Annotated in this window: 20 protein-coding genes and 2 pseudogenes; 3 read left to right on the plus strand and 19 right to left on the minus strand. The window is 38.0% G+C overall.

The window, feature by feature from the left end:
- Positions 1-199: 199 nt before the first annotated feature.
- The 18 genes and pseudogenes from ACFILZ_RS06605 to ACFILZ_RS06690 form a co-directional block, all read right to left on the minus strand.
- On the minus strand, positions 200-1,366 hold the full coding sequence (locus tag ACFILZ_RS06605; RefSeq protein ID WP_375610609.1) for a BID domain-containing T4SS effector: 1,167 nt from the start codon (positions 1,364-1,366) through the stop codon (positions 200-202).
- Between the two features lie 310 nt (positions 1,367-1,676).
- Positions 1,677-3,275, minus strand: a complete 1,599-nt coding sequence (locus tag ACFILZ_RS06610; RefSeq protein ID WP_375610608.1) for a BID domain-containing T4SS effector — start codon at positions 3,273-3,275, stop codon at positions 1,677-1,679.
- 1,201 nt (positions 3,276-4,476) lie between these two features.
- Positions 4,477-4,662 (minus strand): annotated as a pseudogene (locus ACFILZ_RS06615) (type IV secretory system conjugative DNA transfer family protein); the annotation flags it as partial.
- A gap of 248 nt (positions 4,663-4,910) precedes the next feature.
- A complete protein-coding gene (locus ACFILZ_RS06620; RefSeq protein WP_375610607.1) occupies positions 4,911-6,539 on the minus strand; it encodes a BID domain-containing T4SS effector in 1,629 nt (542 codons plus the stop codon).
- 243 nt (positions 6,540-6,782) lie between these two features.
- Positions 6,783-6,956: a hypothetical protein gene (locus ACFILZ_RS06625; protein WP_375610606.1), complete on the minus strand. Its 174-nt coding sequence runs from the start codon at positions 6,954-6,956 to the stop codon at positions 6,783-6,785.
- Between the two features lie 99 nt (positions 6,957-7,055).
- Entirely contained in the window at positions 7,056-8,975 is a 1,920-nt protein-coding gene (gene traG / locus ACFILZ_RS06630; RefSeq protein ID WP_375610605.1) for a Ti-type conjugative transfer system protein TraG, read from the minus strand.
- Between the two features lie 155 nt (positions 8,976-9,130).
- On the minus strand, positions 9,131-10,765 hold the full coding sequence (locus ACFILZ_RS06635; protein ID WP_375610604.1) for a BID domain-containing T4SS effector: 1,635 nt from the start codon (positions 10,763-10,765) through the stop codon (positions 9,131-9,133).
- 10 nt (positions 10,766-10,775) lie between these two features.
- The gene (locus ACFILZ_RS06640) at positions 10,776-10,991 is read right to left on the minus strand and encodes an antitoxin VbhA family protein (RefSeq protein WP_375610603.1); all 216 of its coding nucleotides are present in this window, start codon (positions 10,989-10,991) and stop codon (positions 10,776-10,778) included.
- A 65-nt stretch (positions 10,992-11,056) separates the two neighbouring features.
- Positions 11,057-12,127, minus strand: coding sequence for a P-type DNA transfer ATPase VirB11 (gene virB11, locus ACFILZ_RS06645; RefSeq protein ID WP_375610602.1), 1,071 nt, complete (start codon positions 12,125-12,127; stop codon positions 11,057-11,059).
- A complete protein-coding gene (gene virB10 / locus ACFILZ_RS06650; RefSeq protein WP_375610601.1) occupies positions 12,124-13,284 on the minus strand; it encodes a type IV secretion system protein VirB10 in 1,161 nt (386 codons plus the stop codon). Before virB10 ends, virB11 begins: the two co-directional genes overlap by 4 nt.
- Positions 13,277-14,143, minus strand: a complete 867-nt coding sequence (gene virB9, locus ACFILZ_RS06655) for a P-type conjugative transfer protein VirB9 (RefSeq protein ID WP_375610600.1) — start codon at positions 14,141-14,143, stop codon at positions 13,277-13,279. The genes virB10 and virB9 overlap by 8 nt, the downstream gene beginning before the upstream one ends.
- A complete protein-coding gene (locus ACFILZ_RS06660) occupies positions 14,140-14,844 on the minus strand; it encodes a virB8 family protein (RefSeq protein ID WP_375610599.1) in 705 nt (234 codons plus the stop codon). Before ACFILZ_RS06660 ends, virB9 begins: the two co-directional genes overlap by 4 nt.
- On the minus strand, positions 14,798-15,100 hold the full coding sequence (locus ACFILZ_RS06665) for a type IV secretion system protein VirB7 (RefSeq protein WP_375610598.1): 303 nt from the start codon (positions 15,098-15,100) through the stop codon (positions 14,798-14,800). The genes ACFILZ_RS06660 and ACFILZ_RS06665 overlap by 47 nt, the downstream gene beginning before the upstream one ends.
- A 210-nt stretch (positions 15,101-15,310) precedes the next feature.
- Positions 15,311-16,297 carry a type IV secretion system protein gene (locus tag ACFILZ_RS06670; protein ID WP_375610597.1) on the minus strand — a complete coding sequence of 329 codons (987 nt, stop codon included), beginning with the start codon at positions 16,295-16,297 and terminating at the stop codon, positions 15,311-15,313.
- Entirely contained in the window at positions 16,284-16,769 is a 486-nt protein-coding gene (locus ACFILZ_RS06675; RefSeq protein WP_375610596.1) for a type IV secretion system protein VirB5, read from the minus strand. The genes ACFILZ_RS06670 and ACFILZ_RS06675 overlap by 14 nt, the downstream gene beginning before the upstream one ends.
- A complete protein-coding gene (locus ACFILZ_RS06680; RefSeq protein WP_375610629.1) occupies positions 16,766-19,120 on the minus strand; it encodes a VirB4 family type IV secretion/conjugal transfer ATPase in 2,355 nt (784 codons plus the stop codon). Before ACFILZ_RS06680 ends, ACFILZ_RS06675 begins: the two co-directional genes overlap by 4 nt.
- A 22-nt stretch (positions 19,121-19,142) precedes the next feature.
- Positions 19,143-19,451, minus strand: coding sequence for a type IV secretion system protein VirB3 (locus tag ACFILZ_RS06685; RefSeq protein ID WP_375610595.1), 309 nt, complete (start codon positions 19,449-19,451; stop codon positions 19,143-19,145).
- The gene (locus tag ACFILZ_RS06690) at positions 19,452-19,772 is read right to left on the minus strand and encodes a TrbC/VirB2 family protein (RefSeq protein WP_375610628.1); all 321 of its coding nucleotides are present in this window, start codon (positions 19,770-19,772) and stop codon (positions 19,452-19,454) included. It abuts the gene before it with no gap.
- A gap of 398 nt (positions 19,773-20,170) precedes the next feature.
- Here ACFILZ_RS06690 and ACFILZ_RS06695 point away from each other — a divergent pair, with 398 nt between their 5' ends.
- From ACFILZ_RS06695 to ACFILZ_RS06705, 3 genes and pseudogenes are all read left to right on the plus strand, one after another.
- Entirely contained in the window at positions 20,171-20,896 is a 726-nt protein-coding gene (locus ACFILZ_RS06695) for a thermonuclease family protein (protein WP_375610594.1), read from the plus strand.
- Between the two features lie 1,028 nt (positions 20,897-21,924).
- Positions 21,925-22,161: an EexN family lipoprotein gene (locus tag ACFILZ_RS06700; protein WP_375607261.1), complete on the plus strand. Its 237-nt coding sequence runs from the start codon at positions 21,925-21,927 to the stop codon at positions 22,159-22,161.
- A gap of 466 nt (positions 22,162-22,627) precedes the next feature.
- Positions 22,628-23,018: pseudogene (locus ACFILZ_RS06705) on the plus strand (integrase); the annotation flags it as partial.
- A 382-nt stretch (positions 23,019-23,400) separates the two neighbouring features.
- Here ACFILZ_RS06705 and ACFILZ_RS06710 read toward each other — a convergent pair.
- Positions 23,401-23,760, minus strand: a complete 360-nt coding sequence (locus tag ACFILZ_RS06710; RefSeq protein WP_375610593.1) for a helix-turn-helix domain-containing protein — start codon at positions 23,758-23,760, stop codon at positions 23,401-23,403.
- Positions 23,761-24,231: the final 471 nt, after the last annotated feature.

Genomic DNA, 24,231 nt, shown 5'->3' on the forward strand with positions numbered 1-24,231 from the left:
GTGTCTTTTATACAGTTTTTTTATGAAATTTTATCAATAAGTTACAATAAATTACAGGATCCACTTTTAGAACTATTTTTTGTAATATTTTAAAACAACTCTTGGTGCAATCACGATAAAATGATTTGCACCAAGAAACTCACTGAAAAAAAGATTACATGAAAAACAAAAACTATCTGTTTTTATGTTTATGCTCCCCTTACATGGCAAAAGCCATTCCTTTTTCTCCATGTCTTTGTTGTTGTGGGCTGTGCTCTGGACTATTGTATTCTCGTCCTCTTGCGTGATGATGATGGTGGTGATGTCTGTGTTCTGGGTCTCTTTCTGGACTTTCTTGTCTTTGACCTCTTTCTCTTTCCTGCTCCCGTGTAAACTGTTTATGGAGCTTTTGTGTATTATGTATATGTCTCTCAAGAGCTGAGCAAAGAGGACGAAAACCATCTTCAGCTTCTCTGCGGCTTAGAGATTTTACACCAAGTATTTTGTGACCTGCAAGCTTACCAGCGCTTTCAGGATTTTCTGCAAGGCTCCATAAGACTTTTTCTGCATTTTGAGGGTCGTCAAGAATCTTAGCCAGTTGTTGATTCAAAGCATGTTCGTTACCATAAACAACTCTGCACCATTCTTGCGTTTCTCTTACACCATATTGAAAGTCTACGTTTGTTAAAAGCTTTGTTGTAACCACATCTTTTGGGGTTCTGGGAGGGGAGATTCTGCCTCCGCCAACGCCTTGATAGATGGGATTTTCTAGTTGTTCAGACTCTTGCCCGCCTTCAGCTCCCATGCCAACCGTTGCATAGACGGATTCGAGTGGTCTTTGGGGAGAGTGCCTACCATTTTCACCAACTTCAAGCTCTGCATAGAGATGTTTTGGTTCTTGGGGATGTCGTCCACCCTGTGCACCTTCACCAACTGTGTCGTAGGGTGTTTGCCAACCTTGTGCTGCCAAATCCGTTATTGAATAGGGGTTTACGAGTTTGTCGGTGCGTCGCCCATCACTTGGTCTTTCACCAAGTCTGTCATAGGGATTTCCTAGTGGCTTTTGGGGAGCATAGGCCGTTTCTGATGGTTGTTGAAGTGTATATTGAGGTGAGGTGCGCTGTTCTTTGGGTGGCTTATTAACCCTTGCGTAGAGGTCTTCTACATTAGAAGCTCCTAGGTTTTGTTGGTCAAGTGGCTTTTGGGGAGCAAAGACCGTTTCTGGTGGTTGTTGAAGTGTATATTGAGGTGAGGTGCGCTGTTCTTTGGGTGGTTTATTAACCTTTGCGTAGAGGTCTTCTACATTAGAAGCACCTAGATTTTGTTGGTCAACTTGTCGTCTTAGTTCCTCTACATTGGTAGAAGGGCTTGGGTGATTTTTTTTCATGGCTGTTTCCTTTCAATATTTTTAGAAAACCTCTTTGGCGCATTTCCCACTTTTTGATATTTTTTAAGACAAAAGAAGAATATCAAACTGAATGGTCTCCAAAGACTTCGCGCTATTCATATTGATATGTAATGGACATTTATGTCTTTTATACAGTTTTTTTTATGAAATATTATCAATAAGTTATAGTAGATTACAGGATTCATTTTTAGGACTATCTTTTGTAACATTTTAAAACAATTGGTGGGCGCAATGGAGATAAAATGATTGGTATAAAGAGTTTTGTTGGAAGGCAAAAGTTCACGCGTTTTTAGCCGGTAAGAGCCAGCGATGATGAACAACTAACTTTCAAGCTGCGAGCTTGGCATTGTGCTTCTTGGGTGTTCTTTACAGTATTCGCAATTTCTTTTGCTTTGCTTTCCGATGTCCCAAGGAGGCAAGCTAGTCTGGTATAATCTTTTTCTTGTATGGCTTTACGATCTTCTGAGGATAGACGATTGTGTAGTTGTCGTGAAAAGGTATGGAGTTCTTGTCGCAGTGAACGAGAATGCAATAAAGCTTCCCTTTGTTGTTCTTCTGATAAGGAAAAAAGGTTTTGTAAATTTTTTCCAGGTTTTTCGACAGCGTGACTCAATCGATTTTGTTCTCTTTGGTGTTGCTCTAAAATTTCTTCTTTTGTTTGTTGTGTTATTGTGGCATAATTTTTAAAGGCTTGGCTGAGTTGTGGAACAGTCTGTTCGGCTTGTCTGCGATTTGAACTTTTCATGCCAAGTATTTTACTTCCTGCAAATTTAGAAATTGATTGAGGGTTTTCTAAAATTTCATCGGCAAATTGATTTCCCAAGTTTGGAGCTGCCGTTACGATATCTAATGTTGTCTTTAAGGCGTGGGTTTTACCATAAACAGTCTTTGATAAATTTTCGATTTCTTTTCGGCTTCCTTCAACATAAGCGTCATTTGAAATCCTTTTAAATAACTCTTCATGGGTAAGAGGGGCTAATGTTTCTTTTGGGATCAGTATTTCTTTTAAGTTTTGAATGTTGGTTTTTTGAAAGCAGAGGCGAGCACCGTTTTGTAATGTTTTGACTTGTTCTGGGGGAAGATCATCTTTGTGTCCGACGACGAAAGCTCCCTCTACTTCCATGACAAAACCTTCTGCTGAAACGCCTCTAAAGATGCCTTCATAGGTTACATCTTCCTTTGCTGCAACAACAACACGATCGTTAATTTCATCCAGTCCAGCTTCTCTCATCTGGGAGATAAATTCTTTTAAAACAAGGGCTTTTTGTGGATGGGTGATATCTTCAAAAAGATCTTTCATCGGTTGGGAATTGCCATATTGCATAGCTTCAATACAAGCTGTTGTCATGCGTCCCTTTGTGATGAAAGAAAAGTCAATGGTATGTCCTGCTGCTTGTCCAAGTTTTTCCATAAACATTCTATTGACGCGCCCATTCCCTTTTCTAAAAGGATGCGCGTGCTCGAGCGCCATAAAAACTTCAGCGGCATTTTCAGCAAATTCTTGGCGCGATAAACCTTTTAAATTGTTCTTCTCATTAAGTGTTTTTTCGAGTTGTATGAGTTCTTTTTTTATCTGTGGACCGATAGCAAAAGGAGCTTCATAACCTTTGGGACGCATTGCCGGCATATGGGCAGTGGTGCCATCTTCAAATGTAAAGGATGTATCGCGGGTGTGGCCCGCCCATTCAAAAGTTTCGTAGAAGAGGCTCCAGTGGATTAGTTTTAGATAGGAAGCATCAAATTTTTGTGGGGGTGGTTCATGGCGAAAATTTACGGCTGCTTTAGTGACGTCATGGGTACTGCGTTCATACAGTTTTTTAGGGTCTTTGATGCCATATTTATTTTTGAGTGTTTTGGTTCCTTTATATAGATAATTTTGCTCTAACATGTAATCTCTCCTAAGTAGGTAGGGTGGTGGTTGATGAGCGTCTTAAACGCTGCCATGTGAAAAATTCCCCTTCGCGTATTCTTTTGAGATTTTGGTTGTTATGAGAGGGAGCATTTTTCCCTCAAGTGCATGGGTTGTATCAATCGTTTTGTGATGCTTTTGAAAAGCTTTTCTGATGTTTCCTGTGTTTATTATCTTGTGCTGTAAAATACTTGGTATTTAGGGTGCTGATATGAAGCTCATGAGTGGCCAGAAAATGGATTTTCTATAAATTGACTTTGGGCAAAATCTTCGTTCTTTGAGGTGTAAGAAAGAGGTCAAAAAGAAAAATGTAGCTTAAAACTGTTTTTTCCTTTAACAAAGTTATTTGCAAGAGCGCTTTGATGAGGGGCGTGGATATAGCGGGTGTAATCGCTCTTGGTTAGCGGATGGTGCTGGTACTTTTCATACACAGCTCTCAGATTGGTGAATCTATGGGCAAAAGCAGTCATCAAAAATTTTTCTCCATTATGTTTTTCTTATTGCTCCATATGAATATTTTGCCATACGGATATCTTTTTTGTGTATTTTTGCAACAAAATGTTTTTTATTTTATATTGTTGCTCTTACTATATTGCGCTGCTCTAAGATCCATGAGAGAGAAAACTCTTTCTTTGGTTGAAAAAAAAGCTTTTTTCAGCGCTTTATCGTTAAAATAGAACACTTTATGATATCGTAAAGGGGGGAAAGCTTGTGTAAGAATGATTTATTCATTTTGATGTATATCTTAAATATTTTTTGGGAAAAAATCGATGTTCTTGAGTGTAGGTGTTTTGAGAGTTCTTGTCTCAAAGATCAATCGTTTGTTTTTCTTAAGCCTTGATATTGGTGATTAGCGTTGTGAAATGTTTTTGGTTGTTTGTAGGGGATAAATTATACACAAAAAGCTTTGTAGGAATGTATTTGCAGGACTTTTCCAAGTGGAAAGGTTGGTTTAGTTATAGATAATTTGAGGGTTTTGGTATTTCTTATAAAGACGATGGGCGCTGGTAAAACGATACACAAAATACAAAAAGGAAAAACACGGATTTTTTTATCATGTTTTCCTTATATGTGTGTGTGGAAGCGGTCAAAAACTTTTTGTTAACGGGTTTTTAAAAAACAGAAATCTATGTTGTTTCTGTGGTTGTTCTTTTCATAGTCAAGATCTCATAATAGAAGGTTAGTTTTTCTTTTGTGGAGCAAAGCGGTTTTTTGCAGCAGCGGCTAACATTTCTTTTCTTCTGAAATAGATGGCGCGGCCACATCGCAAAGGGGGCTGTCCTTGCATAAGAATAATTTGTTCATCTTGACGCATTTCTTGAATTATCTCATGGGGTAAAATGAGAGCTCTTTTTAAAATATTCATATAACCACGAAAATCGACTCCATCTAAGACAAATAAAATAGGCTTTTGTAGCTTTCGTCAGTAGTAATCATGACGTTTAAAAGGAATTAACAATTATCCTGTCCAATTGCTTTGGATATGGTGTATATGCTATGTGCAAAATTGGTGGTAGGGCGTTTAAGTAGTCTGTTTTTTGCATGTATGATAAGAATATTAAAATATCTCTTCCACATAGGTGTTTAAATCAAAAAAACAAAGTTTCATATTTTTTAGTTGGCCATAGCAAGTGTATTTGAACGATTTTGTGTGCGTGTGTAGAATTGGCTATGAGTGTTCCTTGCTTTTTGAACAATGTCGGTAATTTCTCGTGCTTTCTGTTCTGATATACCAATACTTTGTGCAAGTGTTTCATAATCTTTGTTTGTGATCGCACTACATTCGTTTGATGAGAGACGATGTTCTAAACTGTTTATAAAAGTACGGAGCTCTTGGTATAATTGAGGAGATTGAGACAAGATTTCTCTTTGTTTTTCCGGTGATAAAGCAAAAATATTTTGCAAGTTTTGACTGGGATTCTCTACCGCTTTTCCAAGGCGTTCTTGTTTAATTTTATGGTCTCGAGTGACTATATTATAGGTAGCTTCTACAGTATACACATAATTCTCAATTGCAAGAGAGAGCACATCAAGATAATTTCGAGCGTGTACACGTGTCGGATTTTGTAGACCGCATATACTAAAACCTGCAAGAGGAGAAACAGAGTGCGGTGCCTGTTTAATCTGATTAGCAAACTGTCTGCCTAATTCTGGATTTTTAATAATCTCTTCTATCTGTTCGTTTAATACGTTTGCGTCACCATAAACAGTTTTTGCGTAAGTTCGGACTTGCTTTTGAGCTTTGAGAACGTAACTATCTAGCGCAACTGTTTTGGCACATTCACTTTTTGTGAGAGGCGCTAATGTTTCTTTTGGAATAAGCGTGTTTTCAAGCTCTTTGCTGTTGGGGGCGGTAAAGGTAATGATATCACCAGGTTTTAATGTTTTTAATCGTTCTGGTGTGAGATCATCTTTGCTACCAATGATGTAAGTTCCTTGCATATCGAGTATAAAACTTTCTGAATAACAACCTTTATAAGTTCCTATATAGGTTTCTCCTGCCTTTGTTGCCATAACAAGGCGATCATCCACGTTGCGTCCCGTATTGTTTATGTGATCCATAAATTCTTTTAAAAGACGTATTTTGGGGGGATTGGAGATATCCTCAAAAAGATCTTTCAACAGTTGTGTATTGCTATATTGCATTGCTTCGCTACAGGCAGCCATCATACGTTTTTGTGTGACAAGCGAAAAGTCAAGCTGATGTCCTGCAGCTTTGGCAAGATTTTCAAAAAAGACTTGTTCTGTGTGCTCATTGCCATCTATGAATGGGTGGATTTTGTGAAGAGAATAAAATAGACTCGTTGCTTCCTTGACAAATTCTTCGCGTGTTAAGCCTTGCAAATTGTTTTTTTCGGCAAGCGTTTGATCTAATTTTTGTAAGAGTTCAGGGATTTCTTCACCAGTTGCAAAATTATTGCCCCATTCCATTCTTTTCATTTCTGGCATGGCGGCAATGCTATCGTCTGTAAATGCGAAGGGGATATGGCGCAGATGTCCAGCCCATACAAAGGTATTTTTAAACAATTGTTGGTGGATATGGCATAGATAAGTTGAATTAAAATATTCTGGCAGGGGGTCTGCACGCAGATTGATCATGGCTTTTTGCCTATCATGTGAGCATTTTTCCAGAAAGCGTTTTAAATCTGTTTCTCCATATCTATTTTTGAGAATTTGGGTACCAAGATAGATATAATTATGGGGTGAGGGAATTCCTTTTGTTTTTTCTTTTGCTTTTGGCATTGTTACATTCCTTATAATGTTACATTGTCTATGAGAGTGTGTTAAACTTTTTGTTTGAAAATCCCCCACGCATATTGTTTTGAGATGTTGAGACTTGGGTGAGGAAAAAATCCCTCAAATTCGTAGGTGTTTTTGAGTGTATCAATCTTTATCTTGGCACTTTTTTCTTTTACTGAGAGAGAATAGTTCATTTGGGTTGTTTTCATGCATATTGTCTTTTAATTTTTTTGTAGAAAAATTTTCCTATAAAAGCGGTGCCTTCAAAAGTTTCTTGATAGGATTCTCAAGGCATAGATATGATTGGTATTTATTATTTGGAGATGAGGAGAGTGCTTTATAAAGAAAATTGGCATTGGTAAGCACAGGCATAATACCATCATTCAAAGACTTTTCCCTATATTTTTCTTGTTGTATCAAGCGGGAATTCCTTCTTTATAGGCTTTTATGAGATAGAATCTCTGCTTTTATCCTTTGATGTTTTTGTTTTGATGCATGACCTCCATTGGAGGGTGTTTTTTAGTTTTTCTGTGCTTTTGGGGCAAAACGGTTTTTTGCAGCTGCGGCTAACATTTCTTTTCTTCTGAAATAGATGGCGCGACCACATCGCAAAGGGGGTTGTCCTTGCATAAGAATAATTTGTTCATCTTGACGCATTTCTTGAATAATCTCGTGGGGTAAAATGAGAGCTCTTTGTTGGTAATTGATGTTGTAAGAACTTTTTCCTAAAGATAAACCTCTTGATTTGCTCGTTCCGGTGACTTCAACGGTCATTTGACCACAGCGTTCTGAAATGTCTTTAGCTGTTTGAAGGTCTTTAATGGCCGCATAACTGACAAAGGAGCAGCTTTCAAACCATGAACGTGCTCCTGCTTCGCCAAAGTGATTGACCAACTGACCCGTGGATTGATAAAAGAGCATCAAGGATGTGCCGTATTTACGTCCACGATCGCGGGCTTCTTCTAAAATATTCATATAGCCTAGAAGATCAACTTCATCTAAGACGAATAAAACACGCTTTTTATAGTTACCGTCTGCTGTAACCATGGCATTGAGAAAGGCGCCAATAATCACACGTCCAATAGCTGGATAACTGTTTAAAATGCTTGCGGGGAGATTGAGAAAAACATCTGTATTGCCATTGGCAATATCTGAGGAAAAAAAATCATCTCCGCAGACAAGATCTGCATAATTGGATAAAGAAAGCCATTGGGTGTCTTTTGAGGCGGTTGTATAGACTCCTGAAAAGGTTTGCTCTGCCATTTCTGTAAAAATACCCACCATTTCACGAATAAAAGGAGAAGGTGTTGTTTCTTGAATCATGCGTAATTGATTAACAACAGCTGTTTCTGATTGAGAGAGAATACCACGCAATGTTTTTAAATTGCGCTCGCTGTCTTCATATTCATCAGAAAATACAACATGAGCAAGAAGAGCTGTTAATAGGTTATGGGCTTGTGTTGAGAAATATTCCGCTGAAGAATTGTCTGATTTTTTATCTGTAAGAAGCAACTTTGAAAAGCTTACAATATTCGCTTCGCGTTGTGTGCGTGGTACGCTGTCGTCTAAAAGCCAATCGATGACATTAAAGTTTTTTGTTAACAATGAGTTGGGATCGAGAACAATGACATTTCTATTTCCCATTTTTTGACGCGCATATTTGACCATTGGGGCAACTTCTGTTGAAGGATCAAGACAAATAATAGACCCTGGATAGGTTAAACACGTAGGAACTACTGTACTTGTTGTTTTATAGCCACCAGAACCAGCAAAAAAGATCATATGAGTTGAACCAAAATCAAGATTAAAGGTTAGCAAAGGGGCTGTTCCACCCTTTCCCCATGTTGTTTTATTGCCAGGTGCAAAGGGAATGTTGCACACATTATCTTGATCGACACGATATCTTTCACCCACAACAATTTGCCCATTGGCAGGAAAGATTTTTGCTGCTTCTCTTAAATTCATCCATGATGCTTCACCAAAAACACCTTTTTTTGCACGCTTGACCTTACTTTTAGGTGGAGAGGTTGTTATGAATTGAATGAGGGACAAAAAAACACCAATGATGATGCCAAAGACAACCATGGGATCCATAAATTGAAGAGCGTAGCTCCACGTTATTCCTTGTTGGCCAACATAGGGACTTAAACGTTTTATTTCACCACCAATATAGTAAAGAGCGGTTGTTCCAAAAAAGACAACGGAGACAAAAGTGATCATTTTACGCAGGTGCAGTTTTTGCGAGAGACTATACAACAATGAAACAGCAGCCGTTAGTGCTAAGACTAATAAAGGCTCAGAACGAAGAGTCCAATAAATTTGATCGCTTTTTAGTCCATTTGTTATAAACAATAAAAAATGAGGGACAAGGAATATCGTTAAAGCACCTAAAGCGATCGGTGTTAAAATGAGTACCATTTGTGTTTTGGTATATTTCATTGTATTTTACTTTCAATTCTGTCAGAATATGTTGCGAAATGCTCTTTTCTAGGTGTGTGATATGAACTCTCATCTCTTTTTGCAAAGGTGCAGATAACGCCAAACAGTTTTCGCTTATGAGCCTTTCTCATTAAGGAGGAAGGTTTTGTCTATTCTTAGCAGGCCATAGCGAATGCTTTGGAACGGTGCATTGTGCATACTTGTGCTTGCTGGTGTACTTTTTTGGTTTGCTTAATAATTTGTGTAATTTGTTTGGCTTTATTTTCTGATACACCAATGCTTTGAGCCAATGTTTCATAATCATTATTTTGAACTGCTTTATGTTCATTTGGTGAGAGACGGGTGTTGATCTTTTTTACAAAGTTGCTGAGCTCTTTTTGACATAAAGGATTTTTTGCTAAAGCTTCTTGTTGTAATTCTTTTTGCAAGGCGAAGAGGTTTTGCAAGCTTTGACTTGGCATTTCTACCATTTTTGCAAGGCGACTTTGTTCTGTTGCATGTTCTTGCGTAATTTCCTTTTCAGCATATTTTACAGCATGCGCAAAATTTACAACGGCAGTACAGAGTATCTCAAGATGATTTTTAGCGTTTGCACGTGCCTGATTTTGTAGTCCACATAAACTGAAACCGGCAAGATGAGAAATAGAATGCGGTGCCCTTTCAATCTGGTTGGCGAGCGGTTGGCCTAAGTTTGGATTTTTGATGATTTCTACCATCTGTTTGTCTAATGTTTTTGTACTACCATAAACAATTTTTGACAATTGCTGAACCTGTTTTAGGCTTGCGTGGACACAAGAATCTTCTGCAACCATTTGGGCCGTTTCATTTTCTGTCAAAGGGGCTAATCTTTCTTCTGGAATGAGAATGCTTTCAAGCTTTTTTGTTTTGGGAACGGTAAAGGTAAATCTATCACCAGGTTTTAATGTTTTGAGTTGTTCTGGTGTGAGCTGTTCTTTATTGCCGATGATGTAAGCGCCTTTCACATTGAAAGCAAAGCTATCATAACCAGCACCCCTATAGGTGCCCGTGTAAGTTTCACCTTCTTTTGCAACCATAACAGGACGATCATTAACATTGCGCCCAAGTTCTTTCATGTTGTTCATGAATTCCTTTAAAAGAAGTATTTTATTGGGATTAGAGATATCTTCAAACAGATGTTGCATTGGCTTTAGGTCACCATTTTCTGCTACAGCAACACTGGCGAGCATCATGCGTTCTTTTGTAACAAGTGAAAAGTCAAGCTGATGCCCTGCGGCTTTGGCGAGATTTTCAAAAAAGACCCGTTGTGTACGTCCATTTCCTCCCCTAAAAGGATGGAGTTGGTGAAGAAAGTTAAATAAGCTTATTGCTTCAGAGTTAAATTTCTCACGCGTTAAGCCTTGCAAATTATCTTTTTCGGCAAGTGTTTGATCTAATTTTTGTAAACCTTCAGGGATTTCATCGCCGAGTGCAAAAGGATTTTTCCATCCTGTTCTTTTCATTTCGGGCATGGCGGCTGTGGTACCATCTTCAAATGTAAAGGGAAGATAGCGAAGATGACCAGCCCATTCAAAGGTATTTTTAAATAGATGTTGATGAATAGAACATAGATAGGAGGTATCAAATTTTTCTGGTAGGGGAGCTTCACGCAGATTAACCATCGCTTCTGCTGTATCCTGCGAGCATTTCTCCAGAAAGGATTTAAAGTCTTTTATTCCATATTTATTTTTGAGTGTTGTGGTATTTGGGTAGACATAATGATGGGGAGAAACTGTCTGTATATTTTTTGTCTTTGCTTTTGCTTTTGGCATCGTAGCTTCCTTATAATTTTACGTTATCCATAAGAGTGTTAAATTCCTCGAGTGAAATATTCCCCTTTGCGTATTCTTCTAAAATTTTGAGTGTTGTAGGATGAAGCGCTATTCCCTCTATCGCATGGGTGCTGATGGCTGCTTCAACGGCTTCACGGCGTTTTTTTAATTCTTCTTCTGTCATCGATAAAAGATTTTCTCTATTTTCTGTTTCGTTGGTTTTCATGCATTTTTTCTCTTATTTGCAATCGTTGCTTTAAAAGAGCCTTTGGCAGCCGGTGTGATCTTCTTTTAGTCACCTCCAAAGATGTTTCGTTGTTTGAAGGGATCGTAATAAATTTCTGTGACCTTAAATTTTCCTTCAATCCGTTTGCATTGGATGATGATATCAATCATTGAAATCAACAAGCCTCGAATATCATCACGCTCTAAATCACCACCGCCTTCACTTTCTTTGACCAAAAGGGTCATCTGCTCAAAGGCTGCAAGTGCTGTTGATGCGTGAACCGTCGTAATGGAACCTGGATGGCCTGAATTGACATTGCGGATATAATAAAAGGCTGTACCATCTCGAAGTTCTTGCAAAAGAATACGATCAGGACGCATCCGTAAAGATGATTCAAGCAACTCTTTGGGGCCAACGGAGGCTAAGCCTTGTCCATCTTTTGAATAGAACATTGAGACATGGTTAGGGTGTGGTATCACCAATTCTTGCGTGTCTTCAATGGTGATAATACGCTCTTCTTGAGGGATTTTGGCGATTAATGCTTTTGATAATGTTGTTTTACCCGAACCGGTTTTTCCCGCAATTAAAATATTTTTCTGGCATTCTACAGCTTGATTTAAAAAAGAGACAAAGTCTTTATTACAGTAGGCATTGGCTAATTTATGCTCGATGATTTTGAGTTCGTTAAAACGAGAATGATAGTCATTCAAGGGGGTGAAAGAGACCTGTTCACAGAGCGAGAAGAGGCCTTTCTTGGCGAGCTCTTCGAGAGAAAAACTCTGCGATGACGGTTTGCGAATTGTCATACTAATCGTGTCTTTTTCGACAGCCGGTGGAATGACAATTTGAATACGCTCATTGCCTGGTAGCGTTGCAGATAATATTGGGTTTTTGTCCGATATGTTTTGCTTGGAATAGGATGCTACAACTTTCGCAATCCCCATAAGCTCATTAAAAGAGAGCCCCGGTGCTTCTATTGTTTTCCATCCATCAAATCCTTCAGTCATGACTTGATAGGGACGATTGATAACAATTTCAAAGAGTCTATCATCTTTCAAAAAAGCACTGATGGGTTCAAGTTTTGTGAGAACAATCGCAACGGTTTCATCGCTCATGGTATGTAAGTTTGAGTTCATTCTAAAGTTACCGCCGAATTTTTGTAAAAGTTTCTTGAAACAGCTCGATTGATAATCTGTTTTTTGTTTTCGATGACTTTCAATTTATAAACGCTGGAAAAATCTAAATCGCGGGCAACAAAGATATTCACCATTTCCCCTTGGTTTTTGGATAATGTTGGAGGAATATTGGCGTAATTTTCTACGAGAATGTTTGCGATGTTTTGTCCTGAAGAGATTGTTTCAGTTTCTTCTTTTTCCTGTTTTTTTGATAAACGTTTATTGGCATAGTGTGTTGCATCTTTTATTAGTGAGACAAGAAGCGCAGACCCAATCCTCTCGAGCCAATGGTTATCAATATCTCCATCCATACCAGAACGCCCTAAAGCATCCGTTGCCGGTGAAGCTAAGGATATAATGATACCATTGGGGGTTTTTGCTCTATTCCATAGTACAAAGAGACGTGTTTGGCCCTTTTTCAATCCGGCGCGATATTCACCAACAATTTGGGTGCCTTTATCAAGAAGCACAACACGACCATTGTCTGATAAGATATCTCTGGAGATGATACAACTAGCAAAACCTTGTTGATCACTGTTGATGGCTGTTTCTAAAATACAAGGGATAGAAGTTCCCATCGCGATGATGTAGTTTCGATTGCCAAGGGTTGAAGCACGAATACCTTCAAGCACTGTGGGTTTGAGAAGATGATTAAAACGTTGTGTTGTTTCATCAGGTTTGCTTTCAAGTTGGTGAGGCAAAGCACCATTATTTGTTTGTGAATCTATTTTGCCTTGTTGTGTACTTGCATAAGCTAATACAGGAGCACGTTGTGCTGCCTCCAGCAGTGAGTCATCAGAATTTAATTGATTGATGTTTGGTGTTGGTAGCTCGACTTTTGGTAATAGAGCGTTATTTCGTTGAGGCTGTTCAAAGGGGGGAGGGGTAGGCTTTGCAGGATGAAAAAGCTCTGTTTGTTTTATAACTTTTCCTTCTTTTGAAGATTCAATTGGTTGCTTTTTGTCTGTAACAAGTGTTGAATAGGCTAAATAAAGACAGACACTGAAAAGAATAATAAGAGCAATAGCTTTCCCCACATTGTTCTGTTGACTTTTCCCTTGAACATTTTTTATTGTATCGCGATCATTAATGCTTTTTTCATCCACGGTGTTATTCATGGCTGCTTCCTAGGTTCACTTTACGTTGTACAGATGGTGATGTTGTACCTGTTTCAGGATTAATTCCTTTTGGTACGAACCTTTTGTTAAAGATGCACAATACTTCATTCCCACGTCGTAGCGTGAATTGTGCAGCTGTTGCATGAACAATAACCTTGTTGCCTTTAATCGATTTGGGAATAAGCGCTTCTTGCCCATCAGGCGATACAATGTAAATGGCAGGGATTTCAATGTTGCCTAAAAAGGTAAAGGTTGTTGTTTTCCCATTATCATAGACAGAAGCAGGTTCAATAAGAGATGAGCCTTGAGCTTCATAAGCCCAATTGCGTGGTCCAAAATCTTCATGGATATTTAAAATATCATTGACAAAGTTTTCTTCACGTTGTTTTTCTTTTTCTGCTTCGGCTAATTTCTTACGTAAGGCTTCATCTTCTGGATAACGAAACTTTACCAAGAAATACGTCTCATTGCCGGCTGAAACATCGCCTTCACGGACTTGTAGCTCGAATTGATAAGAGCGTTGTATTCCATCTTGGCGGCTTGTGACAATTTGTAAATTTGTCACAGGCTGAATTTCACGTGGTTTGAGAAAAACAAAGTGTCCAGCCGGTGCAACTTGCCAAGCAACCGAATTTCCAATTCCTACATAGGTTACTTCTTCATCAACGGCAAATTCTAGTTGAACCGAAGAGCGAATGGAGCCAATGATTTGTACGACGTTGTAGGGGTCATAATTGACAAATCTGATGCGGTTATCTTTACGTGCACTGACAGGTGCTGTTTCTGCAAGTGAGAGAATTGTGTGAAAGCTGAGAGTGATCATAAAAATTAAAGAGATTGTTTGTAAAAGTCTGATCATTTTATCACCTCTGGATCAGATCTATATTCCGATACTTGAAAACCAAGAGGGTTGATAAGACGATCAGACGTTGAAATGTGTGCGTTCACGTAGGAAAAATTTAAGATTGAAATCCAATGGGAAATATTTTCTTTTTCATTCAAGTCTCTGATCGTTTTATAGTAACGAACTTGGATAAGATCTTTACTTATAAAAGAGATTGATTTGATTGTGATCGTAGCAATCATGTTATGATAAATATTTTGCGGACTTTCTGGATTATTGCCCGCGTACCATTTTGCAAAACGGTTTTGTTCTTTTGGAGAAGATAAAAGAGAGACTAAGCGAAAATTGTTTTCTGCTTCTGATGCTTGAAAACCTTCACGAGCGCGAACATATTGGCTGGCAAAATAACGCGTTATCGCTTCATCATAGTCGTTAGGGGATTCTTTTAGGGCGCTTACAGTATCAATAATGCCTGTTGAGTTATCAACGCGGATAACAAAAGGCTCTACCGTTTTCAAAGGTGTCAAAGCTGCGACAGCTAAAGCCAGCGCAATTGTCATCAATCCAAAAAGTACTGTTAAAGCCATGGAGATTTTCATCCGCACGCGCATGCTATGCATGCGATCAATGTCAAATGAGCGCGCTTCTTTTATATATTCTTCAAGGGCATCACTTTTCACGCATAACCTCCACAGTTTTATCAGATCGTGCTTCATGAATAACCGGCTTTAATAAAGCTGAATTGGCTGTTACTTTTTCACTTTCCAAAGTATTGAGAATGATGGGAGTGGTAACAGGCTTTACGCTCTTTTCTGGGTAGACAATGTTTTTATTGTCCCAATTCCACTTATCTTTATTTAAAGCGCGTGTATGTTTGCCATTACAGCGTGGTGGTTTTTTAGGGCCACTCAAAGAGGCACAACCAGTAAGAGCGATTGTTAGGACCATAACAAAAGTTATTTTTCGTTTCATTTTTTGAACTCACAAATATCTTGGAATACAATGCATGAGAGCCTTTGTTCTGAACATTTTTACAAGTTTATGTGATGCAAGATTTTGATTGGTTTTGTTGTTAGACCCAAGATGTTAGATCTTATCTGGAACAGGATCATGGCGTGTGCGCCAAAGGGCGCACACAAGGCAAAAACAAAAATGCTTATTCTTTTAAAGAGGTGCTTTATCTTAAAATCGACCACGACCGCCTCCAGATTTACCTGCTTTTGCTGCCGCCCCTGCCGCACTTCTAACAGCGTTACCGGCAGCTCCTGAGATTTGTGAAGTGGCACTTTTTACTGCATTGCCACTCGCTCTTGCACCATTGGAAAGCATTGTAAAAATCTGTCCTCCTGAAGAGACACCAGCGTTAAAGTATGGTCCGCCAGAGGCCAGCGCTGTTGCAATACCAGGAAGCGCACGGAAGATAATAACTCCTATGATCGAAATGACGATGACAGGGGGAAAAAGAACATAAATTGATTCATATGAAACTTTGAGAACCTGTAGGATAACTTGACATATAATGGTTCCAAGCATGATTACGAGAACTTGTAAAATGGTAAAATTGATCAAAGTTGTAATCCATGCATCGGAGTATTTTCGCGTTGCATTGAACAAATACAAACTAATGAATAGAGGCCCAAGACCTATAATCATGACGAGTGCAACTTGTGCAAACATTTGCACAATAAAACCACCTATACAAAAAAGAATAACCGCGAGAAGCATGATAGAACCAAGAAGACCCACAATGATCTTTTCAAAAAACCAAGCATTGTATAAGACTTCTTGATAACGTGAACTTGCCTTTAACAAAATATAATCAAAAACATTGGAGCTTGCAGGATTACTGTTAAGCGCATTCCCAATAGCATTGGATAAATCATTGAAGAAAATATCCTTGACATAAGTATTAAATGTATCCGCATTCGTTGCCATTGTTGTAACAACAACGATTTTAACAACATTATTGAGAAGACTATGCATGGAAAGCGCAACGCGACCTGTCATAACATTATAGCCATAAAGAAAGATAAAAATGATTGCGGCGAGATTTAAGGGCGCTGAAATAGCAGAAGATAGCCCACTCACCGTTGTGTCCATCACATTATCGAGGGGTTTTAAAATATACCCAGAAACGCTTTCAAAGGGAGAAAAACTAAAGTCTGACATCTGTACGCGCACTTTCAAGTTTTTCTTTTAATTGTTTTTCTTTTTCTTTTAACTGTTTTTCAATATGTTTATGCTTTTGTTGTTCCTTTTCTTCACGCAATTCGTCTTTTGTTTTCGTATCTCTTGCTTGAATCATATCAAGAGACTGAAGTTTTAAAGAATTCACTTGAAGATCGGCTTGAAGAAGAGAAAGTTTTATTTGAAGCTCTTGTTGAAGGGCTTGCAATTCTTCAGGCTTAGTGTCTTTTTTTGATTGAATATTTTCAAATTGATGATTTATTTCTTTGATTTTATTTGCAGTGTCAGTTGCTGTTTTATAAATAGTTTCAGCTGTTTCTGATTTTGCAGCATTTAATTTTTGTGTGTTCTCGAGTGCTTGTTTATAATATTCATCTACATCGGGTGTCGTTTGTGATATTGCATGAGAAATAAAAGAAAAAGATAACAGTGTAACTAAGCCATATTTTTTCATTGATTTTTTCTCCTTTGATAAAATATGGGCAGCCATTTGTCAGGGTCAGCTCCATATTCGTTGATAATTTCATTCATGAGTTCAATGTTTTTTGTTGTGCCGCTTAAAACGGCGATCTCATCATTCATTCCACGTAAGTTAAGTTCTGCAACGACGGAACTTTGTCCTTGTTTGATGAGAAAACGACGGGATTCTCTGCTTAACTCTGACTGTATCAGTTCAAATTCACGCTCAGTAAGTTTGAAAGCTTCGACATAATCATTGTAATTTGCTTTTTGATTTGGAAAAAATATTTGGGTGGGGCATTGCTCAATAATTGTGTGTGCGATTGTTGAGTTCAAAGCATCTTTAGGGCTTTGTGTTGCAAAGAGCATCATGCCATTTTGTTTACGGATTGTTTTTAGCCGATCTTGCGCAAAAGCTTTGAATGAATCATCTTCTAAAGCTTTCCAGAATTCATCAATGACGATAATGATACGTCGCCCATCAATCAAATCAAGAATGCGGTGAAAAAGATACATCATTAAGGGGCGCCGAATTTCTTCATTATCTAAGAAATCGGTCATGTCATATCCAATGAACTGCGCATTTAAATTGAGATCATCTTGGTCATTATCAAAAACCCATCCTAAATCATTGCCTCTAATCCAGCGTTGCAGCCGTATGGCAATTCCTTCTTTGGATGTGTTGTCAAAAAACAGTTGAAGGGCACCAAGAGAGCGCTGGGTTGGGGGTAAGTTTTCTAAGGAATCAATGGCTTTGGCGATATCTTGTCGCTCTTCTTCTGTTACGATTTGCCCTTCAGCAGTCACCAGCTTTAAGATCCAATTACGAAGAAAGATTTTATTTTTTTCGGTGTATTCCATGCCCTTTAAGGGAGCAATACCCGTGGGCTGCCCATTTTTTAAAGGTTTGTATTTCCCTCCTCCAGCCCGTACAAAAATCTCTGCTCCTTGATCTTTATCAAAAAAAACCATTGTTGGATTGTGTTTTTGTAATTGTGCAAGAAGAAAATTAACAATCACTGTTTTACCAGATCCTGATGGACCACAAACAAATGTGTTTCCAAGATCGCCATAATGAAAATTAAAATAGTAAGGTGAACCAGCCTGTGTTTTTAGCAATGCGACAGCAGCTCCCCAAACATTATCGTTCAGTTTGCCAACAGGGAAAGAATGGAAGGGCGATAAAGCAGCAAAATTTCTGCTGGTAATGGCGCCTGAACGCGCACGATAGCTAAAGTTTCCAGGAAGCTGTGCCCACCATGCTGCTTCCAATCCTAAATCTTCTCTGGCAATCACGGCTCCCCCATTGGTTAAATGGGAACGTGCTTTTGATAAGTTTTCAGACAATATTTTGGGATGATCAGCAAAAACAGCTAAAGAAATGTGGTGTTCTCCCAAAACAAAACGGTTTGATTCTAAATCATCTAGCGCTTCATCCAGTGCATCGATTTGTGAGCTGGCACGGTCAGCTGCATTGATCATTTGATTTTGTTTGCGGCTCATAATCGCACTGGCGGCTGCCTTACTTTTAAAGACAAAGGATTGTGTTAAGATGAATTCAAATGGCACCGTAAGCAGACCATCAGTCATACCTGGGCGTGTTTTAGAAGGATACTCTTTCCATCCAAACATGCCCACAAAGCGTTCATTGCTTTCATGGCGAATTTCGATAATTTCTTTCCCAAAAATAACACGATCCGAGTAAATTGTTGAAGCAATAGTTCCAAATGTGAGAGGAATACGCTCACGTCTTCCCCCTACTAGCTGGTGGAGAAATTCACTTTGTTCGGCAAATAAAAGTCCTTCATGTTCATAGATTGATAGTAGACGGACTTCATACTCTTCCAAACCTTGCATAAGATCTTGACTTAACTCTTCGAGTTTACGAATAGCTTCTTCATCGGGCTCAGATTGTGTTTTCTTCGCTTTGCTCAAGCGCTGAAAAAATGAAACCAGCTTTTCTGTTTTATCCGCGGCCGGATTCCAAAGCAGTGAAATAAATAGATCATTTCTATACAGTTCTTGCGAAACCATCTTCTTTTTATATTTTTCATCTAATGTTGTTGCAAAAGATGAAAGAAAATGACCTTCTGGGTATATCGTTTCACGGCGGCGGATGATGTGAGAATATAAAGCAAGCCGTTCGTCTGCGATATTTTTTAAAAGGGTGTTTAATTGGTTGTGTAAAGAATTTAATTGATCAATATCCGCAGTGTCAAAATTTATACCCTCAACAGCCATCACAACCATTAAACAGCGTGAATTTAAAGCAACGACATGTTGGTTGATGTAGCGTATATAGGGAATATATTCTTCAGGCAAAGTTTCCCGTTTCATGATTGACATCTGTTTCACCAGTTTCGTTCCTTCAGCTTAGTTCCTTATAAGTGCGGATAAGGCGTAAAGGGGAGGTTGAACCTCCTCCCCATCTGTTGAGGTTTTTTTGTTTTCCTCGGGTATTGAGCCATGCAAATAATACGCGAAATTGATTGTGATCGTACTTTGTCACTTCTCGCAAAATAAAGTGCATCCCAATACCAAGACCAAACATGGTAAAATCACTGGTCAAAATGAAAAGAATGGATGTCGCCATGACATTGATCGCCATCGCTTCCATTGTAACACCAGCAAACATGGCCGGGCGCGTACAGGCAAGGAAAAGAGTATCTTCGTTCATTTATGTTGTGCCCGCTAATTTACCGACGAGAGTGGGGGCACCAAAAACAATAGCAATCCCCAGAACACAGTAAGCTGCTTTGCGTAAATCAATAAAGCCGTACATCCAACCAATCCCCACAGCAGCAACACATATAATAGCAATGAGTCTTGCAGTTGGACCCGTCATCATTGCGACAATGTTGCCTAAAACACCATCGAGCTTCCCGAAACCACCTCCACCAGCAGTAGAAGCAGCATAAGAAGGATCTGATACAAGCAATGCTGTAAAAAGCAGCATGGTCACGATAAAAATGATGTTTTGGAATCTATTATCTGTCATTTTACCTCTCTTTAACAAATAATATTTGTTCATATGTCGACATTCCATTGCCTCTAACAAACTAGAGAGTGCTGTCATTTGATGACAGTTTAATTCTTCTCGTTTGTTTGTTTTAAAAGCCTTGATCGCGGATCTGTTCACTCTCAAGCTCTTCTTCGTAAAGAGACAGAAGTCTTTTCAAATTGAGATTGTGTTACATGAAAATGGCAATTTTAAGTTGTGTATATTGGTAAAAATAACAATATTAAAATAATGAAAGAAAGAATATCATTCTTTACAAAATGTAGTTAATCTGCAACACTTATATTTGGATTTTTTCTTTAAAAACAAGGGGATTGCTGATCAATAATCTGACATGATAGGAAAAAAACGAATTTTTTGAGCGAGCGTGTTAAGAGATGCTATTTAAATTGATTGTTATTATTTACATTATGGGGGCTACGGTGTGGGGATTAAGCCAATATAAAGATAAAATGGATTTCAGCATTCTTAAAACATTTGAGACGCAAGATATCCAAGATATTGTCGATCTCTATCGAGAAGAAAAAAAGTTGGGTAGATCTATCACCAAACAGCAATTAGAAAAAAATGAACCAGCTCTCGATTTGCAGAAGAGTGTTTCATTAAATGATGTTGCAAATAATGCTGTTGTTTTTCATGGTAAGGCTTCTGTTACAAGTGGGGTTACATTTAAATTACTGACGCCTGCTGCACAATCTTGGCGCTCACATATCTCCCGTGATATTCATCTTTATGGTGTGGACACATGTGCACCCCGTCAAAAAGCAAGATTAAATGATCAAGAATGGCCCTGTGGTGCGGTTACAACGGCTTGGCTTGCCACCAAAACACTTGGACAGGATTTGTCCTGTAAACAGGCTTTGAAGCACAATGGTGTTTATTATGCGCAATGTTTTGTTCAGGGGGGTGATTTAGCTGAGGAAGGTCTTAAAGAAGGTATGTTGGTACTCTCAAAAGAGGGGAAAAATCCTATTCCAGCCCAGTATCATCATGCGGAAGAAAAAGCACGCGACAACAAGATTGGTCTTTGGTCCAGTCATTTCACTGAACCTTTAAAATGGCGGCGAGATAATGGATCCTACAACCCCTTTGCTAGTCCATGATTGGTTTTAACGAACCTATTGACTTAAATCTTTATAGAAAAACTTTATCAATAAAATTGTACTAAATCGTAGAGCAAGTTTGAATAAACGGTGAGATTATTTTCGTTTATGAAGTAAATGGATGATACATTCATGTTGAAGAGAGATTTGCTCTTAAAATAGCTTCTCTTATTGATGTGCTTTAAAAAGAGGCGGGAATGTCATTGTTGGTGGCAAAGCATTTTTGAGTATTTGTGTTTGAAGGAGAAGTGAGGCGATAAAAAACGCTCAAGAAACGGATTTCTAGAGTGGTGTTGATAAAAGTAAAAATGAACAAATTTCAAAATGGTGTAAGGTTTGATATAACGGATAGAATCTTTCACAATGCCTTAAAAGAATTCATAGCAAAAGTTTTTTCATCAGAATTTTGTCTTCAGGATTGGATCACGTTTTTTACTTATTTAAAAGTGATCAATCTGTTGCATTTCTTGAAAAGCTTTCATAATTATCTGCTTTTAAATTCAGACTTCCAAATGATGGATGGATTTCAAATAGACTCTACACGAAGAAATCTTCGTAAAAATAATTTGCATTGCTGATTGTTTTCTATATATCACAAAACGTTTCTATTTAGGCCTTCGATGGGGAACAATGACCAAAATATAAATAGGTAAAAGAAGGGGCTCGTACTTTTTTATTATGGCCTCATAGTTCATTGATCGCAATACTAACCATTATAATGTTCATAGATTATCCTACTGGATAGGGATAATTTTTATCACAGTCTCTATATTTGAAATTAGTTGGACAAAAGCTTTAGTCCGCTTTCTGATTTTATCATTTGTGGTCAGTTTTGGCTTTTTCCTTCTCATAGTATTTATGACAAATTCATACAATGGTTGTCGTGAGCTCTTCTTGCGTTATTTTACTCAGAGTATTTGCTGTGAAAGCAAGCAAGTAATAGTAAGGCTGTATTCTCATACAGTGTGAAAATTAAAAATCCATTTAGGTGATGATGTTAACAAATAAGCTCTTTAAAGAGGGGTAAAATGAAAAAAATTATTTTATTATGCATGGCTCTATTATTCGTTGTGGGATGTGAAAAAACTTATAGTGTGGAAGATTTTAAGAAAGATGCAAAATTAAGAGAAGAATGGGGAAAGAAATGTTTTCTTTCAGGACTAGCTGTTCAGGAATCTAAAAATTGTCAAAATGTTCTCCAAGCAGATAATGAACTATTTTTCTCGCCAAAGCTTGATTCTACAGGTCGTGAACACGGCTTTTAATAGAAATATACACTCTACAATAAATTTTGATATATTAATGTCTCAATAAAGAAGTTACTATTCAAAGAATAATTGCTTCTTTAATTTTTATAGGTAGTAATCGTTATCATTTTTTAGATAATTGCCTCAAATTGTATTGGTCATTATGTTTTTTGTTTCAACTTTGTAAAATTGAGGGTTATTCTCACGAGAGTATAGGATCGCGTTGTCTTATGATGGCATTGGTATCGCATTGAGACTTTAGAGGAAAGAATATGCTTTTAGGAATGTATAATGATACCAAGTCTTTATACAATAAATTCATTTATAATGATAATTTACTGTTTTGTATGTTGAGTGAGAGTCCCGAATATCGTAAGATTCTCTCATTTCAAACCTGTTTATGTTGAAGCAATCAAAATCACTTTCTTGCATATCACAAGCGGGGTGAGTATGTGGATAGAATTTGTATAAGAAAGGACTAAAAATAGTTCTTATGAATCGTCTTAAGTGCCAAGAGCTGTTGCAATATTGGGAGCTGGCAAAGTTTGTGATGGTGCCGGGTTGCTTCCCCACAAGCGTAAAGATGGGGCTGCTCAATGAATTTACCGTTATACCATTCATGGGCATTGTCGCGAAGTGGGCTTGGGTACTTTAAGAGATGTTTTTTTAAACAAGTCTATGAATTGGAAATTGGGTGGCGTTCTATTTTACGTGAGGGTTGTTACCCCATTAAAGAACGCGATAAACAAAAGCGTGAGGCAATAAGCAATCTGCATTATTTAAAAGATATTGCTTTGGGTATTTTTGAAAGCCGTAAAGCTGAATTAAAAGGAGATGGGAAAGATGGTAAATGGTTTTCACCTTTATGCCTTTATAAGCAGGCATCTTACGAAAGTATATTAAATGCACATCGTTTAAAATTAATGGAGTGTCCACAGCGAAGAGGGCGCTACCCTTTATACGTATGAATGCTTGTCCTATTGTGCTGTAAAACACTATTGTTTGCGGTATGGTGATATAAGACACAAAAATTTATGCATAGGCTGTTTTGATAAGAGAGTGTGATGAATATTCAAGGGAGGGCTTTTTTATATAATTTTGTGAAAGGAATCCTATGAAATTGGAAGCTGAGAAGGAGCTATTTTTGAGAAGGCGGATTGTTTATCAACCGGTTTGAGGAGGGAGCGTCCCTTGAGGTGTGGGGAGAAAGCCAAGAATAGGGCGTGTAGTACCCTATAGCTATGCTTTTAAAGTGTTTTAATTTTGATCACAAATTAAGTTTAAAATCGCTTTCTGTTTAACAGATGTGAGGACTCTAAAACTTTTTAAAAGCAAATATTCTTCTCTGCTTGCTGCGATTTCATCATAATGGTATGGGGTATTTTCTTTTGTGACAATATCAGTGTAAAAAAAGGCAAGCAGAATATTCAAAATATCGGAAATTTCCTTTAAACGTCCTGCGTTCACGCGATTTAAGCCTTTTTCATATTTCTGGATTTGTTGGAAAGTGATACCTAAATGATGCCCTAATGTTTTTTGATACATTTTTAGCATTTTTCGCCTAAAGCGAATTTTTTTGCCTACAAAAAGATCAATATTAAGATTTTGAGCTTGCATTTTCCCCCTCTAGGTGCGAGCGCCCTCGCATTGGTATTCCGAGAGCTTGAAAACACTGAACCCTAGTCAGCATTTTGCTTTTAGTGCTTGGAGCACCTGGACATAGGAAAATCTCTCGGAATTCTGGGATACCCACATAGTGGGTTTATTTTTACGCTAGGGTTTTGGGTTTTCAAGACCCCTTTTGATCGTTGCGTATGCGATCAAAACACTTTTCGATTCATAAAGTAATTTTAGGAGATTGGCAATAAAAATAGTTTTTCTTGAGACGGATAGATTTTTTTTAATAGGAGGTTGTTTGCCTTTCAAACTTTTAAGGTTTGCTTACTCAACTCATGACATCAGATATGCATTTTACGAAGGTAAAGCTTGGTTTTTAAGCTCAAGGCACCGCTTACGGTGTTGCTCTTAACCAATAACCAAAATGGCTTGTTTTGATGCGTCTGAGATATCATGATGATAGGGGAAAGC

Source organism: Bartonella sp. AP40SXNS (genome assembly GCF_042195825.1).
Lineage (GTDB): Bacteria > Pseudomonadota > Alphaproteobacteria > Rhizobiales > Rhizobiaceae > Bartonella.